At 63.0% G+C, this 21,769-nt stretch carries 18 protein-coding genes, 1 tRNA gene and 1 pseudogene; 5 read left to right on the top strand and 15 right to left on the bottom strand.

All coding sequences use genetic code 11. The features are described from left to right. Window positions 1–40: 40 nt before the first annotated feature. Together IVB13_RS25165 and IVB13_RS25160 are read right to left on the bottom strand one after the other, a co-directional pair. Window positions 41–1,123 carry a hypothetical protein gene (locus IVB13_RS25165; RefSeq protein WP_018453047.1) on the bottom strand — a complete coding sequence of 361 codons (1,083 nt, stop codon included), beginning with the start codon at window positions 1,121–1,123 and terminating at the stop codon, window positions 41–43. A 273-nt stretch (window positions 1,124–1,396) separates the two neighbouring features. Further along, window positions 1,397–1,906: a DUF2867 domain-containing protein gene (locus IVB13_RS25160; RefSeq protein WP_018453046.1), complete on the bottom strand. Its 510-nt coding sequence runs from the start codon at window positions 1,904–1,906 to the stop codon at window positions 1,397–1,399. Window positions 1,907–2,179: 273 nt separating this feature from the next. On the opposite strand from IVB13_RS25160, the gene IVB13_RS25155 reads away from it, so the two are divergent. Next, a complete protein-coding gene (locus IVB13_RS25155) occupies window positions 2,180–3,202 on the top strand; it encodes an LLM class flavin-dependent oxidoreductase (protein ID WP_018453045.1) in 1,023 nt (340 codons plus the stop codon). 45 nt (window positions 3,203–3,247) lie between these two features. On the opposite strand, the gene IVB13_RS25150 is transcribed toward IVB13_RS25155, so the two are convergent. From IVB13_RS25150 to IVB13_RS25130, 5 genes are all read right to left on the bottom strand, one after another. Continuing rightward, on the bottom strand, window positions 3,248–4,828 hold the full coding sequence (locus IVB13_RS25150) for a hypothetical protein (protein ID WP_247490854.1): 1,581 nt from the start codon (window positions 4,826–4,828) through the stop codon (window positions 3,248–3,250). A 78-nt stretch (window positions 4,829–4,906) separates the two neighbouring features. After that, window positions 4,907–6,013 carry a cellulase family glycosylhydrolase gene (locus IVB13_RS25145; protein WP_245288363.1) on the bottom strand — a complete coding sequence of 369 codons (1,107 nt, stop codon included), beginning with the start codon at window positions 6,011–6,013 and terminating at the stop codon, window positions 4,907–4,909. Between the two features lie 59 nt (window positions 6,014–6,072). Further along, window positions 6,073–8,226 (bottom strand): GumC family protein, encoded by a 2,154-nt coding sequence (locus IVB13_RS25140; protein ID WP_018453042.1) that lies wholly within the window; start codon window positions 8,224–8,226, stop codon window positions 6,073–6,075. A gap of 256 nt (window positions 8,227–8,482) precedes the next feature. Further along, window positions 8,483–8,641: a hypothetical protein gene (locus IVB13_RS25135; protein ID WP_018453041.1), complete on the bottom strand. Its 159-nt coding sequence runs from the start codon at window positions 8,639–8,641 to the stop codon at window positions 8,483–8,485. Window positions 8,642–9,339: 698 nt separating this feature from the next. Then, window positions 9,340–9,825 carry a hypothetical protein gene (locus IVB13_RS25130; RefSeq protein ID WP_018453039.1) on the bottom strand — a complete coding sequence of 162 codons (486 nt, stop codon included), beginning with the start codon at window positions 9,823–9,825 and terminating at the stop codon, window positions 9,340–9,342. A gap of 227 nt (window positions 9,826–10,052) precedes the next feature. On the opposite strand from IVB13_RS25130, the gene IVB13_RS25125 reads away from it, so the two are divergent. Continuing rightward, window positions 10,053–10,277 (top strand): hypothetical protein, encoded by a 225-nt coding sequence (locus IVB13_RS25125; RefSeq protein ID WP_018453038.1) that lies wholly within the window; start codon window positions 10,053–10,055, stop codon window positions 10,275–10,277. A gap of 129 nt (window positions 10,278–10,406) precedes the next feature. On the opposite strand, the gene IVB13_RS25120 is transcribed toward IVB13_RS25125, so the two are convergent. From IVB13_RS25120 to IVB13_RS25110, 3 genes are all read right to left on the bottom strand, one after another. Beyond that, window positions 10,407–10,510, bottom strand: a tRNA-Ser gene (locus tag IVB13_RS25120). A gap of 295 nt (window positions 10,511–10,805) precedes the next feature. Beyond that, the gene (locus tag IVB13_RS25115; RefSeq protein WP_247490852.1) at window positions 10,806–11,504 is read right to left on the bottom strand and encodes a hypothetical protein; all 699 of its coding nucleotides are present in this window, start codon (window positions 11,502–11,504) and stop codon (window positions 10,806–10,808) included. Between the two features lie 289 nt (window positions 11,505–11,793). Continuing rightward, window positions 11,794–14,622 (bottom strand): CHAT domain-containing tetratricopeptide repeat protein, encoded by a 2,829-nt coding sequence (locus IVB13_RS25110; RefSeq protein WP_247490850.1) that lies wholly within the window; start codon window positions 14,620–14,622, stop codon window positions 11,794–11,796. A 766-nt stretch (window positions 14,623–15,388) separates the two neighbouring features. On the opposite strand from IVB13_RS25110, the gene IVB13_RS25105 reads away from it, so the two are divergent. Next, window positions 15,389–17,449: a hypothetical protein gene (locus tag IVB13_RS25105; protein ID WP_247490848.1), complete on the top strand. Its 2,061-nt coding sequence runs from the start codon at window positions 15,389–15,391 to the stop codon at window positions 17,447–17,449. A 9-nt stretch (window positions 17,450–17,458) separates the two neighbouring features. Here the strand turns inward: IVB13_RS25105 and IVB13_RS25100 are convergent, their stop codons facing one another. Beyond that, window positions 17,459–18,619: a hypothetical protein gene (locus IVB13_RS25100; RefSeq protein ID WP_247490846.1), complete on the bottom strand. Its 1,161-nt coding sequence runs from the start codon at window positions 18,617–18,619 to the stop codon at window positions 17,459–17,461. Window positions 18,620–18,775: 156 nt separating this feature from the next. On the opposite strand from IVB13_RS25100, the gene IVB13_RS25095 reads away from it, so the two are divergent. Together IVB13_RS25095 and IVB13_RS25090 are read left to right on the top strand one after the other, a co-directional pair. After that, window positions 18,776–19,435: a hypothetical protein gene (locus IVB13_RS25095; RefSeq protein ID WP_247490844.1), complete on the top strand. Its 660-nt coding sequence runs from the start codon at window positions 18,776–18,778 to the stop codon at window positions 19,433–19,435. Beyond that, window positions 19,428–19,736: a hypothetical protein gene (locus IVB13_RS25090; RefSeq protein ID WP_247490842.1), complete on the top strand. Its 309-nt coding sequence runs from the start codon at window positions 19,428–19,430 to the stop codon at window positions 19,734–19,736. The genes IVB13_RS25095 and IVB13_RS25090 overlap by 8 nt, the downstream gene beginning before the upstream one ends. 7 nt (window positions 19,737–19,743) lie before the next feature. Here the strand turns inward: IVB13_RS25090 and IVB13_RS25085 are convergent, their stop codons facing one another. The 4 genes and pseudogenes from IVB13_RS25085 to IVB13_RS25070 form a co-directional block, all read right to left on the bottom strand. After that, window positions 19,744–20,259, bottom strand: coding sequence for a heme-binding protein (locus IVB13_RS25085; RefSeq protein ID WP_247490839.1), 516 nt, complete (start codon window positions 20,257–20,259; stop codon window positions 19,744–19,746). A gap of 22 nt (window positions 20,260–20,281) precedes the next feature. Next, window positions 20,282–20,854, bottom strand: a complete 573-nt coding sequence (locus tag IVB13_RS25080) for an NADPH-dependent FMN reductase (protein WP_247490837.1) — start codon at window positions 20,852–20,854, stop codon at window positions 20,282–20,284. Between the two features lie 57 nt (window positions 20,855–20,911). After that, on the bottom strand, window positions 20,912–21,574 hold the full coding sequence (locus tag IVB13_RS25075; RefSeq protein ID WP_247522949.1) for a trimeric intracellular cation channel family protein: 663 nt from the start codon (window positions 21,572–21,574) through the stop codon (window positions 20,912–20,914). Window positions 21,575–21,585: 11 nt separating this feature from the next. After that, window positions 21,586–21,769: pseudogene (locus IVB13_RS25070) on the bottom strand (amidohydrolase); the annotation flags it as partial.

Genomic DNA, 21,769 nt, shown 5'->3' with positions numbered 1-21,769 from the left:
CGAATTCGACCGTTCGGAGCGGCCGCGTAGTTCCGGCAAATCACGGCACCACCGCGAAAAACAGAAACGCGGCGAAGATGACCAGGTGGACGACGCCCTGCAGCACCGTGGTGCGCCCGGTCCCGAGCGTGATTACGCTCAACAGCAGCGTGAGCATCAGCAGGCCCAAATCCTTTATGTCCAACCCGAGTTCGAGCCGATAACCCATCGCGATCGAGACCGCGGCGACCGCGGGGATCGTCAGCCCGATGGTCGCAAGCGCCGAGCCCAGGGCCAGGTTGAGACTGGTCTGCAGCCGGTCGCTTTGGGCCGCCTTCACGGCCGCCACCGCCTCGGGAAGAAGAACGAGCGCGGCGATGATCGTGCCGACGACTGCCTTGGGCACCTGAAGATAATCGATGGCGCTCTCCACGCTGGGGGTCAGGACCTTTGCAAGGCCCACGACGGCCACAAGGGAGACGACGAGGAGAGCGGCACTCAGACCGGTCGTTCTGTTGTCCGGAGGAGGCGAATGCTCGTCCGCCGTGGCACCCTTCGCGGCCAGGAAATAGTCACGGTGCCTGATCGTCTGAACGAAAACGAACGCCAGGTACAGAACCAAGGACGCAAGCGCGGCGAACACCAGCTGCGAGGTGTTGTACAGCGGGCCGAGTTCTTGCGCCGCAAGGTTCGGAAGCACCATCGTGAGGCTGGTGAGAGCGACGAGCACGGCGAGAGCGGCGCCGGCGCCTTGCGCCTGGAAACCCTGTTCACGGTGCCGGACGCCGCCCCACAGCAGGCAGGCCCCCACGATGCCGTTGCAGACGATCATGACCGCCGCGAAGACCGTGTCCCGGGCCAGTCCGGCTTTCTCGGCAGGCGCTGCGATCATCACCGAGACGATGAGCGCCGTCTCGATCACGGTCACCGCTAACGCGAGGATCAGGGTGCCGAACGGCTCGCCGACGCGGTGAGCGACCACCTCGGCGTGGTATACGGCGGCGAAGACCGTGCCGAACAGGGCCGCGCCGGCGGCTGCGTATACAATTCCGCCGCCGCCGAGAACCAGGCTGAGCAACAAGATGGCCCAGGCGAGAGCCGGCCAAATCCACGTCCAGCGCGCTGTCGTACCCACCACACCCATGTCGATCCCCCGGTTCTTGATCGCGTCTCAGGCGCGATTCTCATCCCGACGGCCGGCGCCAAGTACTGTGATGGGCCGGCCTCTTGTGACCTCCCATCATACGCGGGAACCTCCAATGATTGAAAGACATCCGGAAACAGCCAGGGGTTTTCCTCGCGGCTTAGGTCCGCTTCGGGTCACAAGCGGTCCTCGACAGATTGCGCGGCAAGTCAGCTGAGGGGCCAGAAGCCGACTCGTTGGTCGACCGCAGCCGGTCACGACCACCAAGCCTGCTCAATTCTTCATTGCTCTTGCCGCCTGTTCCAAACTGGCCGGAACGATCACGCGATGAAACGGTGCTATCGTAGCAAGATAGATGCGCCCCAGTCGGTTATGGCAATGCACCACGGTACCCGCGACCAGCTCGCGCCCATTTGCTGCATCGGCGCGAAGTTGAATGGTGACGCGGAAGTCGAGATGCCGGTCATCCGCACCCACGACCAACTCCGTCGCACTCTTTGACAGCACCGGGAAGAAGCCGATAACCGGCCCACGCGCCGCCGCGGCAAGACCGACGGCGCGCGACGATTTGACCGCGACTGCCGCCATCACCACATCGCGGACACGCGTGAGCGCACGAATCCACCACGCCTGTCGCTCGAGCGCGGCGCGTGCCAGCACCTCTACATCATCGCTGGCGCCCGCCGGCAGTTGAATTGCAAAGGCGTCCAAAAGGTCCGCGCCCGCGTAAAGCGGCGCAAGCACGCTGTTGCTGGGCATCGGCACGGCGCGCGCTTTTGTCATGGGATCAGGTACCGCATGCCGGGGAGGGGCGTAGCGCAGCCGGCGTTGCAGAGGATCTTGCCGCCGCCGTCCTTTTATATCCACGCGCTCTGCAACGCAACAATCCTGCGGCGCACATGTCTCAGTTAGGCCAAAAGGCCAGCTGGCAGCGATGTCTGCTTCGGTCCGCTTCCCCCTCGAGGAGCGGCACTTACCCATACGCGCTTCCCAGGTCGTCATCTTTCCTCCGGCCGAAGTGTCGCAAACTCCTCCCGTCCTCCATATGTTGCCTCCATGAAAAAGATCGGATTCCTCTCCTTCGGGCACTGGACGCCCTCGCCGCAATCGCAGACCCGCTCGGCTGCGGACACGCTGCTGCAATCCATCGAGCTTGCGGTTGCGGCGGAAGAGCTCGGCGCCGATGGCGCCTATTTCCGCGTGCACCATTTCGCGCGCCAGCTCGCCTCGCCCTTTCCGCTGCTGGCCGCGGTCGGCGCCAGGACCAGCAAGGTCGAGATCGGCACGGCCGTGATCGACATGCGCTACGAGAACCCGCTGTATATGGCGGAGGACGCAGGCTCTGCCGATCTCATCGCCGGCGGGCGCCTCCAGCTCGGCATCAGCCGCGGCTCGCCCGAGCAGGTGATCGATGGCTGGCGCTATTTCGGCTACGGGCCGGCCGACGGCGAGAGCGACGCCGACATGGGCCGGCGTCATGCCGAGGTCTTTCTCGACATCTTGCGCGGCGAAGGTTTTGCAAAACCCAACCCGCAGCCGATGTTCCCAAATCCACCGGGGCTGTTGCGGCTCGAACCGCATGCGGAAGGTCTGCGCGAGAGGATCTGGTGGGGTGCCGGCTCGAACGCCACGGCGGTCTGGGCCGCCAGGCACGGCATGAATCTGCAGAGCTCGACGCTCAAGAACGACGAGACCGGCGAAGCCTTCCACGTGCAGCAGGCCGCGCAAATCCGTACCTATCGCGCAGCCTGGAAAGAGGCCGGCCACCCCCGCGAGCCGCGCGTCTCCGTCAGCCGCAGCATCTTCGCGCTGATCGACGATCGCGACCGCGCCTATTTCGGCGGCGAGCGCGGCAGCGAGGACCAGGTCGGCTTCATCGACCCGCGCACCCGCGCGATCTTCGGCCGCTCCTATGCGGCGGAGCCTGATGTGCTGATCGAGCAGCTCCGAACGGACGAGGCGATCGCCGAGGCGGACACGTTGCTGTTGACGATTCCGAACCAGCTCGGCGTCGACTATTGCGCGCACGCCATCGAGGCGATCCTCACGCATGTGGCGCCTGCGCTGGGGTGGCGGTGACGCCTGGACTGCCGCACAATTTTTAAAGGTTACGGCTTTTAAAGGCTACGTCGCGGGCTGGTAGTGTGCCAGCCGCTCCGGATCGGCATCCGGAACGGAGACCGTCTGCGCCCTGATCTGGCTGCCGATGACCAGTCCGGTGAGCGAGAGCATGAGCCCCAGCGCCAGCGGCGCGAACAAGGCCTCTTCCTGAAACAATCCATTCAGCAGCACGACCATGACGCCGAAGCCCGCGAGCCCCTGCGTCAGATATCCGGAGAACGCATAAAGACGCCAGGCCTTCAGCGCCACCGCGAAATGAAACGCCAGCGGAACGAGGGCGGCGATGCCCATCTGGTACAGCAGGACCCCGATCGCACTCTCGACGGCGCCGTTGGTCGTTCCGGCGGCCTGCGCGGCGCTCCAGTCGATCGAGAAATAATCGTCCGACAGATTTCCGCCGACGCCCAGGCCGCGGCCAAACGGCTTTTCGAGAAATCCGTTCAAGCCGCCCATGAGGCCGAGGACGTGATAGTCGCCGATCTGCAAGCCGACGCGGATCGCGACAATTGCAAACACGATCAAGGCCACGAAGCCGAGCCATAGCGTCACCAAGGCGCCGAGCAGACGGGTCGATATCCAGGCCGTGGCGACGAACACCACCACGATGAGCGCTCCCTTCACGCTGCAAACGATCAGCAGCGGCAACGCCACGAGGGCCAGAACCGGACGCCCTACCGAAAACAGGAAAAGCCCGAAAAACGCGATCCCGTACGCGAAGCTGATCGGGTGCATATTCGGCCCGTGGATGCGGAGGATCTTCGACACGCCGAACCCTTCGAGCAGGGGCGTATTGAGAAAGTCGAAGCTGAAGCGATCCTTCAGATCGACCGGCACGTTGCCGGTGGCGCGCATCTCGGCTTCCCAAGCGCCGGAGCGGGCCGCCTTGAGCTCGTCGAAACCCCAGAACGTGTAGCCGTTGGTGACGGCCAGCCAGAAATCCCGAAACGCAAACTCGACGTATCCGCACGGGATCAGAATGACTCCAAGCGTCACCAGGAACGGCGTGGCGCGAACCTCATAGGTCGCGGCCGTCAGCAGCGAGAGCTGAAACAGGAACAGCGGCAGCACGATGTTGCGCAGATAGACCGTTGCCGCCTGGCCGTCCTGGACGAAGCCGATCGCGAAATACAACGACACCACGGCGAGGGTCACGACGCCCCAGCGCATGATCTGATTGACCTCAGTCGACCGGTTCCTTTGGCCGGCGACGTAGAGCCCAAATGTCGTCAGCCACATCACGGAGCAGACGAGAAAATTATAGCCTTTGATGAAGTCCAGGTCGGACGGCGCCGAAATCAGCGGCGACAGGATCGAGACGAACAGGTTCTGGAAGAACAGGACGAAGATCGCGATCGCCGGCGCGTAGGTTGGAGCCGCAACCACGATGGCGATGGCGACGAGAACTTCGACGGTCAGGGACAGGACCGGGCTCGCCCCGTGCAGGACCGGCACAAAGCCGATGGTTGCGATGGCGATGCAGAGCGTCGGGATCAGCTCGCGCCAAGGCGAACGTGAAGGCGAACGCGAAGGCTCGGGACAGCCCGCCTGCACGGCTTGAAGATGCGGTGAGGTCCCGCCACTCATGACTCGTCCTTTGGCGCAGCGCGGCGGCCACGATAGCGGCAGGATGCGTAAGGATTCGTTAACGATGACGGACCGGCTTCAGCGGCGGCCCGGCTTCGCGGCGCCGAACAGCGCGCGCATGACGTCGGGATCGGGCTTGCCGGTCCCGTTTTCGAGCAGGCCGAATCCCTGCGCCAGCTCCCAATGCGCCCAGCCCCAGCAATGCGCCCGCGCATATGCGGTCACGGCCGCGAGCCAGCGTACGCGGCTGTCCCGGGGCGCCGCGGCTTTCAACACGCCAAATTCGTTGATGATGATCGGCCGCGAAAATTGCTGCTGCCACGCGACCGCGGGCGCGAGCCAGCGGCTGACATCCGGCTTGTCCCTGGCGGCGGCAATCGCCGTGTCGAGCATGAGGAGCGCCTTCGTCGCGCCTCTGTCCTGCAAATCCCGGCGGAGCGCCTGAACCCCGGGATCGCCGGCGCTGATCGGATAACGCAGATCCGTGATGTCGTGCAGCGGATCCTGCACGTCCCAGTGGCCCTGGTGTGTGAACACCATGGGATCGTAGAAATGGATGGCGTAGACGACGTTTGGATCCGGCAACGGGCGAAACCGCGGCAGCGAGTCCGCGCGTTGCCAGTCGACCGGGCCGACGATCAGCGTGGTCGCGGGAAGCAATTGGCGAACGAAGGCGGCGAGCGTTTCGACCTGCTTTTGCCATCTGCCGGCTTCGATGTCGGGCTCATTGAGCAGCTCGGCGAACACGCGGTCGGCCGGGAACGATTGAATGACCCGGGCGAGCGTGCCCCACGCATCCTCCAGCTCGCGCAGCGAGGCGTCGGCGTCGTCCTTGTGCAGGCGATTGAAACGATCGCCGGGATGAAGATCGACGGAGATTGAATAGCCGAGCGAGATGAGCTGCTTCAATGCCTTGTCGAGCGCACGCAGCGTCTCATCGCGTTCCGCTTTCGAAGCGAAGCGCAGCATCACGCGCTCGGCCGGCACCGGCAAGCGGACATGACTCATCCCCGCCTTGCGAAGCTGCTGCAGCAATTCGCGAGTTGGAGGCGCGGATTTTTCGCCATTGATCCAGCCGTCGGCATTGAACCCGCGCGACAGTGCGGCGAGCCTGTGCGGCGCGACGGTCTGCGAGGCAGGTACGCAAGTTTCGGCCGATGTCGCGGAGGCGAGCGACGTTGGCATCAAGATCGTGGATAGCAAGATCGTGGCAAGGAGCAGACGACGGCACGGCGTCGCCATCGTCAAACCGCCCTGCTAAGCGCACCGCCGTCAGGGTGAGGCGCGGCAGAGCCGGCGGGCGCATGATTGACGACGAGACCGGTCGGCACGGTGTCGTACTTCGACAGCGCGGCGGTCACCCGTCGCATCGCCGCCGAACCGAGCTCGCCGGCGCGCACCACCGGGATGATCAGGTCCGCGTGCGCGGCGAGCGCGATCGCATCTGGCTGCAAGGCAAGATTGTTCGCATGGACGATGATCAGGTCGAACTCCGAGCGAATGTCGTCCTCCGGCCGCGCATCGGCCTTCCTGCCGGCGCTCAGCAGCTCGTCGATCGACTGGAGTCCTGCCGTGGTCGAGCCGTCCTGCCATTCGGTCACCGGCGGCTGGGCGCCCGCGAATTCCGGCTGCAGCCGGATCAGCACGCTCATCATGCCGCGATTGACGGCCGCGCGGTTGAGCGAGCGCGCAACGGTATTGCCGCCGGCGCTCTTGCCGACCGACAGCACGAGGGCGACCTTGCAGCCACGCACCGGGGCACGATCGATACGCTCGAGCAGCGGACGCAAGTAAGCGCCGAGATCGAGCTCGGCTGGGGCGGCAATCGGTCGTTGCCAGACAGTGTTGGGCGCAGCTCCCGACATCAGTTCGGGAATGCGGGACCAGACCGGAAGGTTCGGCATCGCCTCGGGTTGCTGCACGGCCGGAGCCGGACGCTTGGCTTGCCGCTTCGGCGTCTCCCTGGCCTCCGCACGCGTGGGCGTTCGAGCCGGAGCCTCGGCAGGATCGGACTTGTCGGACATGCTCGTCATCGCCGCAACCGTAGCGGTTGACGTCAGCAGCGAGCCGATCGCGAGCGCGGCGAGCAGCAGGGCGAGCGGCGGACGCGTCGAGCGCAGCGGCGGGATCGCGGGCGAAGCGATCTTGGTCTGCGAGCTCTGAAGCTGACGCTGCTCGTTGGTCGTCTTGAACCGCGACAAAAACTGCTCGTAGATGTTCTTGTTGGCATCGGCATCGCGCTGCAGCTCCTGCAGCTTCACGAGCGCCTGGCCGTCCACCAGCATCTGCGTCTCGACCGCCTTGAGCTGCTTTTCCAGCGCGGCCTGCTGCTCGAGCTGGGCCTCGTATTCGGACTTCGCGGTGTCGATGTTCTTCTTCCGCTCGACCTCGATCTGCCTGTTGATGTCAGCCAACTGGCTGTAGGAGATCGCAAGATCAGGATGGCGGTCGCCGTAGACCGCCTTCTTCTGTGCGATCTGGTCGTTCAGGGTCGAGCGCTGCGCGCGCAGCATGCTCAGGAGATCCTGCTTCACCGGACCTTCGACATTGGCCTTGAGATCGCGCTGCACCTGCTCGTAACGCGCCTTGGCTTCCTCGGTGCGCGCACGAGCCGCGGAGACCTGCTGGTTCAGGTCGGTCACCCGCAATTGCTGGGTGGTGGAATCCTTGCCGGCATTGAGGATCTTGTGCTCGAGCCGGAAGGCTGCGACGGCGTCTTCCGAGACGCGCAGGCGCTCGCTGAGCGTCTTCAGCCGGTCCTTGAGCCAGTCGGCCGCCTCGTCCGTCGCATCGCTGCGCACGCGGCTCTGGGTCGCGACGAACGCCTCTGCGATGGCATTGGCATAATACGCTGCCCGCTCCGCACTGTTCGAGGTGAACGAGATGGCGATGACGTAAGTCAGGCCGCGACGCGAGATATCGAGGCGGCTGCGGAGTTTTTCGAGCAGGCGCGTCATGTCGGTATGACCGCCTGCGATATCCTCGTCGTCGGCGATCTTGAGCTTCTCGATCAGGGGCCGGAGAAAGCCGTCCGATTTGGCGATCTCGATCTGGCTCTGAAGCGCAGCGGCGTCCTGGCCGATGCCAGGCAGCACGTCCTGGTCCGTGGTCACGCGCAGCTCGCGGGGATCGACCACGACGAGCGCCGTCGCGGCATAGCGGACCGGCAGCACCATCAGCACGGCGACGCCGAGCGCGAAGAGTGCCAGCGCCAGCATCAGGATGCGCCGGCCGTTCTCACGCAGAAAAGAGAACGCGCCGGTGAGGGTCAGCGATCCCTTGATCAGCGCGGGGGCGGTGTTGTCGGGGGTCGCCGCCGCAGCCCGCGGCGCTTCCCACGAAGCCGCGGGCTCCGTCGGGGCGATGCTTCGCGGAGATGCGCTTCTACCGAACGCCATGGGGTTGGACTCGAAATCAACTAACAGGCACAGCCTAGAGACTTGCTGCACCGTAAATATCCATGGTTAACCCGCGGTTACGGCTGCCGCGAAGCTCGGTAAACGATTCGTTAAGGAGACGACGCACGGCCCTGCGCGGAGAGGGGTTCCGTGCGTCCGGATACCGGGCGACACCGAATGCATAAAGTCCGCTATTGGTTGGCGCGGACGCTTGCGGAAGACTTTCTTGCGCTTCGACGACCCGGCGCGCCGGATCTCAAAACAAAGCGGCGTTGCCAGCCTGCCCGTAGATCATTGCGGCCACGAGAGAGAGCAGCAAGCCCGCGCCCGAAAAGATCACGAGGACTTTCAGAGTTTCGACATCAACGTTGGTTCTCGTCGCGCGGGATATCGCCTTTGCCAGTGCAGCCATCATCGCCAGCTCCGAACAGGCCGCGCGAAGGCGCGACCTGTTTTGTCTAGCGTCATTGGGCGCATTTGCGTGTGAAGCAGATTACAAGTGATGTTGCGTGCTGCACCTTACACCGCCGGCCGAGCGTGCCTGGATCTTACCATTCATAGAGCACCACGCTCTTGCCGGCGCAGCAGCGCGTGACGTGCCCCTCGCGTATCACGGGCGGTCGCGCGACCTACATCTTATGCGGGAAACAGCCGACTTGCTGCCACTTTGCGGCGCAGGCTCGCGGCCGGTATTATTCTCAACTGATTCTCGTCTGACGAGGTACGGATGTCGCGGCCGCTCATCGGCGCGGTCCCTGTCAGGCGGAAACGATCTTGGTGCCGAGGATGATTCGGCGTCGTCAGGGGAGGACAATTTGCCATGCCTGGGATGACTGGACTGCAGCTGGCCGGCGCTGTCGCCGCGGAGCGCCCCGGGACGGTCATCCTCCTGAGCACGGGATACGCAGAGATTCCCAGCAACGAACGATCCAGCCTGCCGCGTTTATCAAAGCCATTCGACCAGGCTGCGTTGGCGAAGGCAATCGAGGCGGCAATGCGCGAAGACGAGCCAAGCGGATCCATCGTCGCTTTTCGGCCGAAGAGCGCGTGAAAGCCGGATGATGAATGGCGCACCGTCTGGTGCGGTCCCGATTCGGAAGCGCCAATGGTCCATCAAATCCCGCCGGGAAGCTCAACGCCCGCTTCCGTCAGGTCACGGAGGAATTTCCGCACCAGGAGCATGTTAGTTCTCTGCAACTCGTGATTATTGCCGAACTTGAACTGGTTGGCTTCGGTTACGATCAGACCCTGGTCGGTCTCGCGGAAAATGCCTTGCTTCTTCAAGCGATCGGCGCGCCGCCGAACGGTTTCGATCGGCAGACCGAAAAAGCGGGACAGGGCGGCACGGGAAACGCCCTGCTTGATCTTGTCCGGCTCCACCGCCTGGATACTGCCAAATTGCCGGTCGAGTTCGGGGGTCTTCATGATCTTGAGAACGTTGGCGTTCAGGACCGCATGAATGATCATCAAGTCCAGCGGATCGAAATCGTAGTGGCGGAACATTTCGCTGGCTGCGCACAGCATGTAGGCCAACGAGTGGCGGGAGACGGTTCGGATCAAATCCGACGCGATGTCCTCGCCTTCAGTCGTACCAACCATCACCAGTCCCCGCTTCTACAGATGTCCGGTCCGACGCCCACAAGCCGGTTCTATGTATCCGTGGCGCACCACGCGTGAGGCAGGACCGGTCTGCTGTTCCCCCAATATGGGTATGGTTGCGGTTCAATCGGGTCAATAGCCGGCTTGTCGGCAATATCATTTTCACCGATACGGGATTGAGTGGCCGGGCGCGCAATTGGCGCGTGCCAACGGTGGTCGTGGGCCAAATGACATTCATCATCGAAGCTGTAAAAGACGACTGCCGCACCGTGGATTTCCGTGACAGCGCGATCGTTGCGGTGATCCTGGCCCGCAAGCATGCGGTGAATGGTTTTGTGGTGTCGATCACGGCTCCGGACGGGCAGCTTTTTTCCGCCGATCAGTTCAACCGTTTGCTGACGAGCAAGGGGCTTGGTTCGGATCCGGCGGCGCAAGATGTAGGGCGGCGCTAAAGCGGGCTTTGTCGGCGGTACGCAGAATCCCGAACAGTGCAATTGATTGTCATCGCGCCGAAACGGGTGCGCCGCCTGCGGACGAAACGAATGGATGCGGGAAATCGGCGTCGATCGCGTATTCGAAAATGGCGCGCCCGGAACGATTCGAACGTCCGACCCTCAGATTCGTAGTCTGGTCGAGGCTATTGATATCCCTAGGGCTTGTTACCGTAAGGAGCGACCAAGTTCGCAAAACCGTGCGATCTCCGGCCTTAGTGGACGTGGCTGGTTACTGATATTGAGGGGCGGCAGTTAAAAGGTGGCGGAGAGGGAGGGATTCTCCGCCGGGGTCCAAGGACCCTCGAAAACTGCAGTTAAATCAGCGTTTCCGGACAACCGCGGTGGGTTGCGTGTACCGATGGTATGTACCGGATCGGCGGCAGCAGCTCAACAGGAATCGAGCGGATGGTAAACGCTTTCCACCACCCGCGCCGGCGTCGGACCTTTACCTCTCCCGCGACGCCCCGCCGCCCCAACGCTCCGCCGCTACTTGCAGCTCGAATATTCGGCGGTGATGACGAATACCTCCGCGCTCTTCGCCGATACGACGATGGTCGGCAGCGAGGCCGTCGGAGCGCCCTTGATCGGTCTGATGATGAACATCCTTTCCTTACCGGACGCCACGAGGCGACCGCAGTCCGCCGTCGCGACGTCGCCGATCGCCTTTTGCGCCTCGGATTTAACGTCGAGAACGAATTGAACCCTGGGGAAGGCGGCGAAATCGGTGCGTTCGAGCATCCGGATGTCATGTCTGGCCGCCGCTTCTCCGCCGCAACGGGCCAGATCGACCAGGGAAAGACCAATGACGATCGTGATGATCGTTAGCCCGACCCTGCCCAGGACGTGCGCGCAGCGGCGGACGACGAGGGCGACCACCAGGAGCACACAGAGAAGGAAGAAGGTCCAGCCCGGAAACGTCGTCGCCAGAGATCCTCCGTACATCAGGTAGTGCTCGAACGGCAGTTCGATCATCAGCAGCGGAATGCGGAAATGGTCGAAATAGCTGTACGCATAGTTCCAACCCGCCATGTACAGCCAAGCGGTGGCGAGGCCGACCAACAGCCCCGCGGCGGTCAGCATGTCCGACAGGGAGGGCGGGGCGCTCCCCGAGCCTTGATGGGTCCCGTTCATTGGTCGGCCGAATCGTTGCGAGGCACCCATATCGTCCGCCTGGAGCCGCGGCATGGCGCGCAGCCCTCCTGTCCGTCCGCAACGACGGACCAGGGAGGCGCGACGGTGATCTGCACCGGCGTCGCCGTCGGATCCTCGCCCCTGCATGTCGCGGTGGTGTCCGCCGCCTTCGGCGGCCGGAAGCCCGTACAATCGTGCTGTACCGTCTTGGGCGGGCCGTCCCGCAGAAGACAGAAACATGTCTTTCCGTCGGTGGGAGCGGCCTGCTGGGCGAAGCTCCCGCCGGACGCGACGATCGCGATGGCGTGGATGGCGCAAGCGATGACCTGCGATAGCCGCACTTTCAACCTCCGATCAAGATGAAATTGCTCCAGGCAGAGGAGCCCGGTGCGCGAGCCGCGCTCCCCAAGGAGTCCAGTTGGGCCTTGCGGAACGCCTCGGCCGGATCGCCGCCGTCCTGACTGAGCCAGTGATGATAGAAGAGCGTCATGAATTCCTCGGCAGCCTCGTCCTCCACGGGACGAAGGGTCACGATGACCGTCCGCGCTCCAGCCGTTCTCAGCGCCTGCACCAGTCCCGAGACTCCCTCACCGTAGTCTATCTGCCCCTGAGCCGTCGCGCATGCCGACAGCACCGCGAGCTCCGTGCCTTCCAGATTCATGTCCAGGAATTCGATCCCGTAGAGAAGCCCGGCGGCGGACTTGTCGGTAAGCGTGTCGTTCGCGCGCGCGACGGCGATGCCCGACAGCAGAAGAGGTAGATCGGCCGGCTGTCTGGACGGCCTGAAGAAGGCATGCGTGGCGAGATGGAGAACGCGGGGGGGCCGCTGCAGGCTCAGCAACCTGGCCTTGGTGGCCTCCGCGCCCGTCACGATCTGTGGCGCGGGTTCGTCCGGCCGGCTCAGACGGTAGAGCATGCCGATGCCCTCCACTTCGGGCTTGCTGAAGATCAGCGGACCGAAGCCGCCGCGCACGGCGTCGGTGCCGGCTTCGCGCGCATAGGCGACCGCGCCCGAGGCCTCGTTGACGGCGGTTGCCTTACGCGCGGGCACCTCCGGGGCCGGTTTCACGTCGTCCCGCGGTGGCGGACCGAAATCGATGCCTCCCATGGCGACGAGACCTTGCGCCATCCTTTCCGCGGGCGCGCGCAGGACATCTCGTGCGGTCTGAAGCAGACGTACGTCCTTCATCTCCACCACACGCAGTCCCGTCCGGTCGGCGAGGGCGCCGAACGGGACCAAATAGAGAATTCCGTCCGGGGCGACGTACAATCTGCGTTTCTGCTTCCATTCGGTTGCGAACGGAGCGAGCAACTGGTCGTGCAATCGCCGGTTGGCGGCTTTCAGATTGTCGTCGTCCGGCTTCTTGTCGCTCATCGCCGCAACGGAATCCCTCGAAGCCGCAACCGATCCGAGATCCCTGATCTGGATGCGGCCGGAGCGTTCGAGGAAAATCCCGGCGAAGCGGGGCTCCCCGCCTTCCCCGGACACGAAGTCCACGGGGCGGTATTGCCTTATTTCCAGCAGGCAATCCTCCGGGTCCAACTTCGCGCGCACGTCCCCGGTGGTAGCGGTACGCGATTGCAGCGCTTGCGTGAACTCGCGGCTGATGCCTCCCAGCTCCAGTTCCTTGCGGTCCAGCTGCGACGAGAGCTCGCTCAAGACTTCGCGCCTCTGGCCCATCTGGAACGCGAGGGAGAGCTTGTTGTGGAGCGCGGAGATGTCCTGCGCGAGCGCACGGATGCGTGGATCGCTTCGTTCGCGCATCAGATGCGACAGGAACGCATTCTCTTCCGTGGCGAGCCCCTTGAAATGCAGTACGATCGAAGCCGCGTTTAGAATGGCATCGTCGTCGGCGTCGGGAATGAGCGCGAAACTGATGGCGACGTCTTGGAAGCTCGCCTGCCCGTGGACGAGTTGTCGTCGGGCGGATACCGCCTCCGTGCTGTACAATTCCGATCCCAGGTAGGAAAGCAAAGACTGCTCGATCCGCTTCTCGATCGAAGCCGCTTTTGCGAGTTGCCGGGCTGCGATGCTGTTCAGCACGCTGTTCGTCAGGATCGCCATCGTCAGCGGATTTTCGGACCCGAGCCTGCGCACGCTTCGTTCGCGGGCTTCACCGAGCAGATCCTCGGCCGCGCCGTACTCTCCCTTCATCCGGAACAGAACCGACAGATTGTTCATGATCAGTAGCGTGTCGGGATCGTCGTCTCCAAGCGACTTCCTTCGTGCCGCCAACACGGTGCCGAGCAATTCTTCCGACTCGGCGAACTTCTTCTCGTCCCTGAGCACCAGCGCCAGATTGTTCATGCTGCTGAGCGTGTCGGGATGCTCGGGTCCCAGGTAGCGCCGACGCAACTCGAGCGCTTCCCTGAGAAGAGGCTCCGCGAGAGCGTTTCGCTTCAATAGCCTGTTGGCGGAAGCGAGATTGTTCATGCTCCGCAGCGTCGCGGGGTCGTGATCTCCGAGCGTTAGCTTTCTCGCCTCGAGGTTCTCGCGTAGCAATGGTTCCGCTTTGTCATACCGCCCTTGCTCGAAATAGATGGTCGCGAGGTTGTTTATAGCGGTCAGCGTATCTGCGTGCTTGTTTGCTTGGATGCGCCGACGAATCTCCAGTTCCTTTTCGATCAGACGTTCAGCCTCGCCGAACTTTCCTTCGACCCGAAGGAGTCCCGACAACGAATTCGCAGTCCGCAGAGTGTCGGAGTGTTCCGCGCCCTGCACGGAGCGCCTCGTCGCGAGCGATTCCCTGAGCAACCTTTCCGACTCGGTGTACTTTCCCTGCCGGCGAAGATAGGCGGCCAGCTTCTCCTTGGTCTGGAGAGTCGCAGGAGCCTCCTCGCCCTGCGCCTTTTCATTGGCGTCCGCCGATTCCCGCAGCGCGGCTTCCGCTTCCTGAACGCGTCCACGACGATCGAGAAGATCCACCAATTCGTCGACCTTCGACATGACTTGCGCATTTGAGGAGCCGAGCGACGCTCTCGCTTCGGCCAACTCGGTTTTCGCGCGCTCGATGCCATCTTCCGCCCTCTGCGCTTGCGGCAGCGCGGGGCCGCTCGACGACGGCGGCTGCTGGGACAATGCTGAATGACAGAGAACTAATTGAGCGCAAACCAGCAACAAGAGATAGCGCAAGGGGGCGGCAAGACATCTCATCGCAATCCCGATCTGCAAGTTGGTAGCGACTTCGAAACACGGCAACAGAGGATTGCAAATTATCTTCGTACCTTCGTTTCCGCAAGTGACGGCCGCCCCTCAAGCGTTCTGACCGAGCGCGGGCGCTCAGCACCTTTCCCGCAATGCCGCAGCGGCCCGCAAAAAATGGTGCCACGAAGTAAGGTCGTCCACAATCTGGGTGAAGCGTCTATCGGATGTCGCGGGTCCTGGGCGGCTTGCGGAGCATCGTCGCGTATCAATTTGAGGCCAGTAGGCAAAAGACGTTCGAGGGCACGATGCTGGTTCGTCAACGTGTGCCTGGCCTTCATCAATTCCATCGCATCATTTCGAACGCGAAGTTCGGCCCGTGTGGTCGCCGGCGAATACCTCGTCGGTGATCTCAAGAGACCGCAGCATGTGCAGACTTCGGTCGAAATCGTTCATGTCCGGAGCCGCCCGCGTCGCCGACCTTCAGGAGCCCATTTGCGGGGATCTCAGCATCGGCAACTGCACGCCAGGCATGGATCGACGATGTTGATGCCACGTGCCGGCCAACAGGCCCATTCCCGATGATCGGGAAAACTCGACAATAAACGATAGACCCGCCAGCGAATGGTCGAATATGCTCCATTGGACTACTCTAAGTAGGCCAACCCTCTTTGTGCCAACGGATACCAGGCTTTTGCGGCTTCGGATTTCCCAGGCGGTGGAGAGCTTTCCTATGACCCGAGCGGGATATCAGACCGGTTCTTTCGCTGTCAGCATCGCCTTAGGAACGTCTTGCATGTTGGCGCAGGTCGCGGCTGCGGCCGGGCCTCGCGTCGAGGTGCAGCACATCGAGATCACGCAGGGCATTCAGGACCATCGAAACTCCGTCGGATTGATCGCCGGGAAGCGGACTTTCGTGCGCATCTTCGTGGACTATGCCGCGCCTGCGACGGCATCCGGTGTCCGCGGCACGTTGGAATTGCGCCGTCAGGCCGGCGCGGCCCGTTCCGTGGACAGCATCGGCGGGCTAACGGCGGTGCTCGACCCGGCTCAAAACGGGAAATTGGACGTCAAGCGGCGGGTCGCGGACCGCAGCCTTGTATTCGAACTGCCTGCCGACTGGACCGTGCCGGGGGACCTATCGCTTTCGCTCTCGTCGGTGAAAGCATCGGACGGCGCCATTCTGGATTGCGGGAAGTGCGACCTGAAAGAGAACCTCAAGTTTGGTCAAGCATCTCCGGTCAGGATCGAGCTCCTGGGTATGCGGTACGTGCGGAACGCGAAGACGCACGTTCCTCGCGACATCGACTACCGATCCATCGTCTCATGGATACAGAGAGCCTATCCGGCTTCGGAGTTCGAGTTTCACACCAGGGTCGTGGATTGGAACGCGCCGTCGGTGTTCGACACCGGCACCGAGGCATGCGGCGAAGCCAACGCGGCCATAACGGCGATCCGTAAGCTCGACGTCGCGAACGGAAAGAACGCCCTATTCCACTATTACGGCGTCGTATACGACGGATCGTCGCTGGCAAACTTCATGAGAGGATGCGCGTCGATTCCGGCCGATCCCGATCCGTCCGCTGTGGGGAGCGGCCCCGCCGGCACTGCCACCTCCGTCTTGTTTCCGTGGGACAAGGGCCCGTCCTATGCCGGTTGGTATGCCGGTCACGAACTGGGTCACACCTTCGGCCGCCATCATCCCAACAGTGGCTGCGGCGATTGGGACCGGACGGGCGATCCGCAATGGCCGGCACAAATGCCGAAAAACAAGCTAGGCACTTCGGACCATCCCTACGTCGGTTTCGATCGCGGCGACCCATCCATCCAAGCTCCGATCAGCGTCTTGGCGTGGGACGTGGGCGCGGACCTGATGACGTATTGCGACTCGGTCTGGCCCAGCGCGCACAATTACGTCGAGATCTGCAACAGGACCTCGGCGGAAAACAAGACGTTCTGCCCTCTGTCCGCACAAACCAGCGGTGCGGGCCCGGGAGCAGTGGCGGCGCTTTCGGTTTCCGGCCCGGGCGGACCGATCACCATGGTCGGTCGCATGGCTCCCCCGATCGTGAGGACCGCGGAGACCGGTACGCCCGCGCCTGCAGCGGCGCCTTCGAGCGCCGATCTTCCGGCCAACGTGAGCGGCCCGGTGCTTTCGGTCACCGGCCGCATAAATCTGGATCGGGAAACCGGCGCGATTTCGTCAGTCAACCGATTCCAACAATCGGTCGAGACGACCAAGCCGGCCGCAGGCGGCTCCGAAACGCCTCTCATAAAATCCTTCGACTCGCAGGGAAGATTATTGGCTCAACGACCAGCGACCGTCCTGCTGGACACGGATACATCGCCCGATAGTCCACGCACGGGCGTGGTCAGCGGGGAGGTGCCCTACGCCGGCGATATCGCGCGGCTCGAACTGGTCTTCAAGGACAAGACCTTGGCCGTACGATCGTCGTCGCCAGAGCGCCCGGCGATAACTCCGCCGACACTCGAGCCGACGGCACTCATCAACCTGCTCAGAAACAATTTCAATACGATCCAAGGCGGTCCATTCAACGTTGGGCCTCAGACGACAGCCCCGGCGGCTCCGAACGGGGGGGACAAAGGCCCGCTCGTCTACCAGTGGCAAGCACAAGGTCCGCCCGATCTGAAGTACACGGTTCAGATTTCCACGAACGGAGGTAAGGAGTGGAATACCGTTGCGGTCGAGACACAACAGCACAGCATCGCAATCGATCCGAGCTGGATCCAGGGCGCGACGACGCTGGACGTACGCGTGCGGGCGAGCGACGGCATCCATGAGACCGTCGCGACAAGCAAGCAACTGGACCTTGGCGCCAAGATCCCCCTCCAGTAGTCGCGTCCGCTAGGGCGACGCCGCGGGCGGAAAAATGGGGACGGGCGCGATGAGGAAGCGCTGCTCTCCGCCCCGACCGCCCGACCGACCGGACCTGCCGCCCTTCGTGACGGCCGGTCCAGGTCCCGCACCGCCTGGCTGGTTGTCGATCGTGACGTGCATCGGCTTCCTCTCGCTCCCCAATTCGTCCGGCTTGGGGCCGAAGCCGGCCGTGCCCGCCTTGGCGCCGTTGACGTAGGCGGCGCCGGGCCCGTTGATATAGATCTGAAGATTGCTGTTCTGTTGCAGAGAGCCGCTCGCCTGTCCCGCCAGCGCGCTCCAATGGAGGGCGGTGAGAGAGTACTTCCCCTCCAGACCCGCGCTGGCCTGCAGCGCGAAGGAGTAGTACATCTGCGCGGCCTCGGCCATTTCCGAGTCCTTGCCAGGCAACAGTTCGCCCGCGCTCATGAGGCTGCCGTTGTCCCTGAGCCATGCAGCGAGCGGCTTGCTGAGGTTGACCACCATCCGCGCGAAGCGTGCCCGTTCCGGCCATCGGTTTTCGGCCAAGGCCTCCAGCGTATCGAGATCGGGAATCGCTCCGCTGAAGCAGGCTTTTTCCCATAGCTCGCGAGGCGCGTCCGGAGCCAATGCATTGCCCGGAGCAAGCTTGGCGTTCTGCTTCAGCAGAAAAGCCCAGATGAGGTCGTATATTCCTTGTGAGCCGGCCGTGGGACCGAGATGCGCGATTGCGTTCTTCGCGAAGTCCGGCGGCAGCTTGTAGTCGAACGTCGTTCCCTGTCCGAGGTTCGCCGTGTCGGTGACCTTCAGTTCCAGCGTGAAGGCGCCGAAGAGATCCGGTGCAATGTTGAAGTGGGAATACCTTCGAAACGCCTCGATCGAATCCGACTTTTTCAGTTTATCATAGGCGGCTTTGCGGGAGCGCTCGATTTCATAGAACGTCACCATCTCGCAGCGGATGGATTTCAGGAAATCGGGAAGCTGCCCCGCGGATATCACGCCGGATGCAGGATCGTGAATATAGTACATGCTCGTGCATGACATGAGCGCAGCCGACAACGTCAGCGGCGCGACGGCGCGCAAAAGCCCCCACATATTGCCCCCGATAGCAGCGTCCGCAATCTTCCCAATGGCATTGGGCAACAATTGGGTTGTTGTGTCAAGGGAACGCAACTATGATCCAGGAGCGCTCGGAAGCTTTTCTGGAACGCCGACCAGGCACATTTCGCCAAGAACGGTCGGGTTTGACCGTCCAAGTGCGTCGGACCGCAGCATTTCGAATTTTCTTTTCTGTATCGACAATTCTTGATCGATTTGGGGGGTCTTTCGATGGACAACGACGCACCACGGCGTTTCGTCGAAACGGCAGACAAGCCCAAGGTCAGTCTGCTTTCAGGGGTAAAGGCGGTCGTCCAACGTCTCGGTCCCCTAGGCTGGGCGACCCTTTTCAAGCACCACGGGATCGACCTGTCCGCGAAAGATCTGCCCGCCGAGCTGTCCAAGCACCTGAGCGGAATAGACCGGTCTTTTCCAGGGTTCGAAGACTTCGCGCGCGAAGGGGTCCGCGGGATCGAGCCGGGAGCACCGGCAGCAAGCCTGCTTTTTCATGCGTTGGCTTCTCCGCGTGTCACGACGTTTCGGGAGCGCGGTCGTCCGAAACCCCTCAAGGGCTTTCCGACCCTCGCGGAGATCGAGGTGATCGAGAACTACGTCTATGGTGTCCGACCGCCGTCCATAGACGACTTGCGGGCCAAAGCTCGCGGCGCTCGCTTGGCGATCGTCGTCTTCGCGACGGAATACAGGGCAGCCGTCGGAACAGTGCATCGCCGACATGCCGACATGGTCTTTGCCCGGACCGGGGTCGCTCGCATCGTCGCCACCGACTTTCTCGAAGCCCAACTCGACGAACTCCGGGGGAAGGTGTCGACCGGCTACGCCCGCGTGCGGCTCCCAGGGCCGCGCGAACGCAAGGATGAGGCAGATGTCTGAAGTGACCTATTATGTCGCTCTGCCGTTCGTTTTCTCCGACGACGGCGTGGCCGCTGGCGAGGCGGCCGAGTGCCTGAGCGCCAACGCTGCGGTGATGCGGGCCGAGGCGCGGATGCGCGGGCAGATCCGCGCCCAGGAGCGCGAAATCCAGATGCTGCAGCGGTCCGGCGTCGCGACCGCTTCGGCCGAACTGCTGCTCTCGAGGATGCGGACGAAGGTCGACGACCTCAGCCGCGAGCGCGATGCGCTCCGCAAGTCGTCCTGCCCAGTAGAATGCGGGCCGGGCCGATGCACGCTATAGTCCATCTTCATTTGGGAGCGAGAGCGGCAACTCCCGCCCGCGCGCAATCTTCATCATCAGAATTGGTGCCAGCCCCGCTTACACCGATCGCTCCTGCCAGCGCCCCGTCTATGAAGACAGGCAGACCACCGGGCCGCCTGAGATGCGGCGCGCCCATGGCCGTCACCAAACCGGTCTGGGGAAAAGGCTCGTGGCCGGACAGGGCTTCTCCGCTGGGGCGCCCCTCCTCCGCCGAGGCCACGGCCTTACCAATCGACCCCCACGAGGCGTCGGCCGATGCGCCATCCATGCGCTGATGAGCGATCAGATGACCGGACGGATCGCACACAGAGACGCTCACATGCGCGGAAATCGACCTTGCTCGACGAATAGCGCCGTCGACCAGTTTATTAGCCTCTGAAAGGGTGATCGCCACGCCAGATCCCGACACCTTGGCAACTCTTCCAGAACGAACCTTCAGCGACTGCTTTGGTTGCAAGATCCAGCGCGCCGCCGCCTCGCCGGAGATCGAGGCGCCGCCCATAATCCACCAAAAGATTGGCGGATCAACTATCCTCTGGACGACCCGACAGAACCCGCCCGATAAACGCGTGAAATTCGGCCATATAATTGCGCAGAAACTCCTCGGTCGACCCGACCGTCACCTCACCCTCGTCGGTGACCAGGCCGGGTGTGAACTGGATATAGGCTTCCGGCGCATTCATCTGCGGCGAATTGCAGAAACTCAAAACGCTGCGGAGGCTCTGCTGCGCTACCGCCGTCCCGATCGCTCCCGGGGAGGTCCCAATGACCGCGGAAGGCTTGTGCGTGAACGAATTGGTCCCGTAAGGCCGACTTGCCCAGTCGATGGCATTTTTCAGGCCGCCCGGAATCGACCGGTTATATTCCGGAGTAACGAACAGCAACGCGTCGACCGCGCTGACGGCGTCCTTGAATGCGCGCGCAACGGGCGGAAAGTCGGCATCGTAATCGTAACTGTAGAGAGGAAGGTCTTTGAACGATATTTCCGTGAATTCGAGGCTCGCAGGCGCCAGCTTCGTCAGCGCCCGCGCGAGTTTGCGATTGATCGACTTGGTAGCAAGGCTTCCGACGAAGTATCCCACCTTGTAACCGGTCATCTGGCAACTCCTCTCGGTTCGGTTCTGTGGCGCCGCGCACCGCTCGGCATCTGGTGGTCAGAAACTCTCGGGATTGTTCCGATCCTTAGCGCTCAGATCGGACTGTTTGGCGAACTTCGCGACGGGAAGCTGCCATCTGTACCGAATTGCCATGACGCGGAGGCCGAAGCACAGGACCAAGGCGGCAATCGTCACCGGCGCTACTGGCAACTGCAGGGAGTGACCGATCACGACGACGGTCGCCGCAACAAGTGCCGCGACAGCATAGAGTTCGGCGCGCAGCACGGTCGGGATCTCCGTGAGCAGCACATCTCGCGCCATACCACCGCCGATCCCCGTCACCATGCCGAGCACGACCGCCATGACCGGGCTAAGTCCGTGATCGAGCGCTTTCGATGCGCCCGCGACGGCGAAAAACGCGAGGCCCGCCGCGTCGAACAACAGGATCGCGTTTGATAGCCGCACGATCAAGGACGCGCAGTAGAAGGTGACGAGACCCGCGAAAAGGGAGATGCCGAGATAGCGCAGATCGTGGAACGCGGCGGGCGGAACCGCACCGATCAGGAGGTCGCGCGTGATACCTCCCGAGTTCGCCGCTGCGAACGATAAAACCAGAACCCCGAACAGGTCCAGCCCTCGCTTGACCCCGGCCAAGGCCCCGCTCAGCGCGAAGACGAAGGTGCCGACCAGATCGAGTGCAAGCGAAAGCTCGTCCACCATGTCTGGGCCTACTATGCTGGCAACCAAGCGCGTGCCGCGACGACCAGCGACTCGACGCCGGTTTGCAGCGTCGGGTGAAGAACGGGTGCGAATTTCGGGCTGTGGTTCACGGGAAGTTCGTTGAGCCGGTTGGCTTCCTTCGCCTTCGCATAAGTTTCCGGGTCGGTGCCGCCGACAAACCAGAAAACGGAGGGG

It is taken from the genome of Bradyrhizobium sp. 17 (assembly GCF_023073515.1).
In the GTDB taxonomy this organism is placed as follows: Bacteria; Pseudomonadota; Alphaproteobacteria; order Rhizobiales; family Xanthobacteraceae; genus Bradyrhizobium; species Bradyrhizobium canariense_D.
Note: the sequence above shows the minus strand (reverse complement) of the source record. Positions and strands in the feature narration are given on the sequence as shown.

Bases quoted from the DNA above. Each gene is read 5' to 3' on its own strand.
- IVB13_RS25140 (WP_018453042.1), bottom strand. From the start codon at position 8,226: ATGGCGTTCGGTAGAAGCGCATCTCCGCGAAGCATCGCCCCGACGGAG.
- IVB13_RS25080 (WP_247490837.1), bottom strand. From the start codon at position 20,854: ATGACCGGTTACAAGGTGGGATACTTCGTCGGAAGCCTTGCTACCAAG.
- IVB13_RS25095 (WP_247490844.1), top strand. From the start codon at position 18,776: ATGGACAACGACGCACCACGGCGTTTCGTCGAAACGGCAGACAAGCCC.
- IVB13_RS25090 (WP_247490842.1), top strand. From the start codon at position 19,428: ATGTCTGAAGTGACCTATTATGTCGCTCTGCCGTTCGTTTTCTCCGAC.
- IVB13_RS25075 (WP_247522949.1), bottom strand. From the start codon at position 21,574: ATGGTGGACGAGCTTTCGCTTGCACTCGATCTGGTCGGCACCTTCGTC.
- IVB13_RS25155 (WP_018453045.1), top strand. From the start codon at position 2,180: ATGAAAAAGATCGGATTCCTCTCCTTCGGGCACTGGACGCCCTCGCCG.
- IVB13_RS25160 (WP_018453046.1), bottom strand. From the start codon at position 1,906: ATGACAAAAGCGCGCGCCGTGCCGATGCCCAGCAACAGCGTGCTTGCG.
- IVB13_RS25150 (WP_247490854.1), bottom strand. From the start codon at position 4,828: ATGAGTGGCGGGACCTCACCGCATCTTCAAGCCGTGCAGGCGGGCTGT.
- IVB13_RS25105 (WP_247490848.1), top strand. From the start codon at position 15,389: ATGTTGGCGCAGGTCGCGGCTGCGGCCGGGCCTCGCGTCGAGGTGCAG.
- IVB13_RS25130 (WP_018453039.1), bottom strand. From the start codon at position 9,825: ATGGTTGGTACGACTGAAGGCGAGGACATCGCGTCGGATTTGATCCGA.
- IVB13_RS25085 (WP_247490839.1), bottom strand. From the start codon at position 20,259: ATGGGCGGCGCCTCGATCTCCGGCGAGGCGGCGGCGCGCTGGATCTTG.
- IVB13_RS25165 (WP_018453047.1), bottom strand. From the start codon at position 1,123: ATGGGTGTGGTGGGTACGACAGCGCGCTGGACGTGGATTTGGCCGGCT.
- IVB13_RS25125 (WP_018453038.1), top strand. From the start codon at position 10,053: ATGACATTCATCATCGAAGCTGTAAAAGACGACTGCCGCACCGTGGAT.
- IVB13_RS25135 (WP_018453041.1), bottom strand. From the start codon at position 8,641: ATGATGGCTGCACTGGCAAAGGCGATATCCCGCGCGACGAGAACCAAC.
- IVB13_RS25115 (WP_247490852.1), bottom strand. From the start codon at position 11,504: ATGCCGCGGCTCCAGGCGGACGATATGGGTGCCTCGCAACGATTCGGC.
- IVB13_RS25145 (WP_245288363.1), bottom strand. From the start codon at position 6,013: ATGCCAACGTCGCTCGCCTCCGCGACATCGGCCGAAACTTGCGTACCT.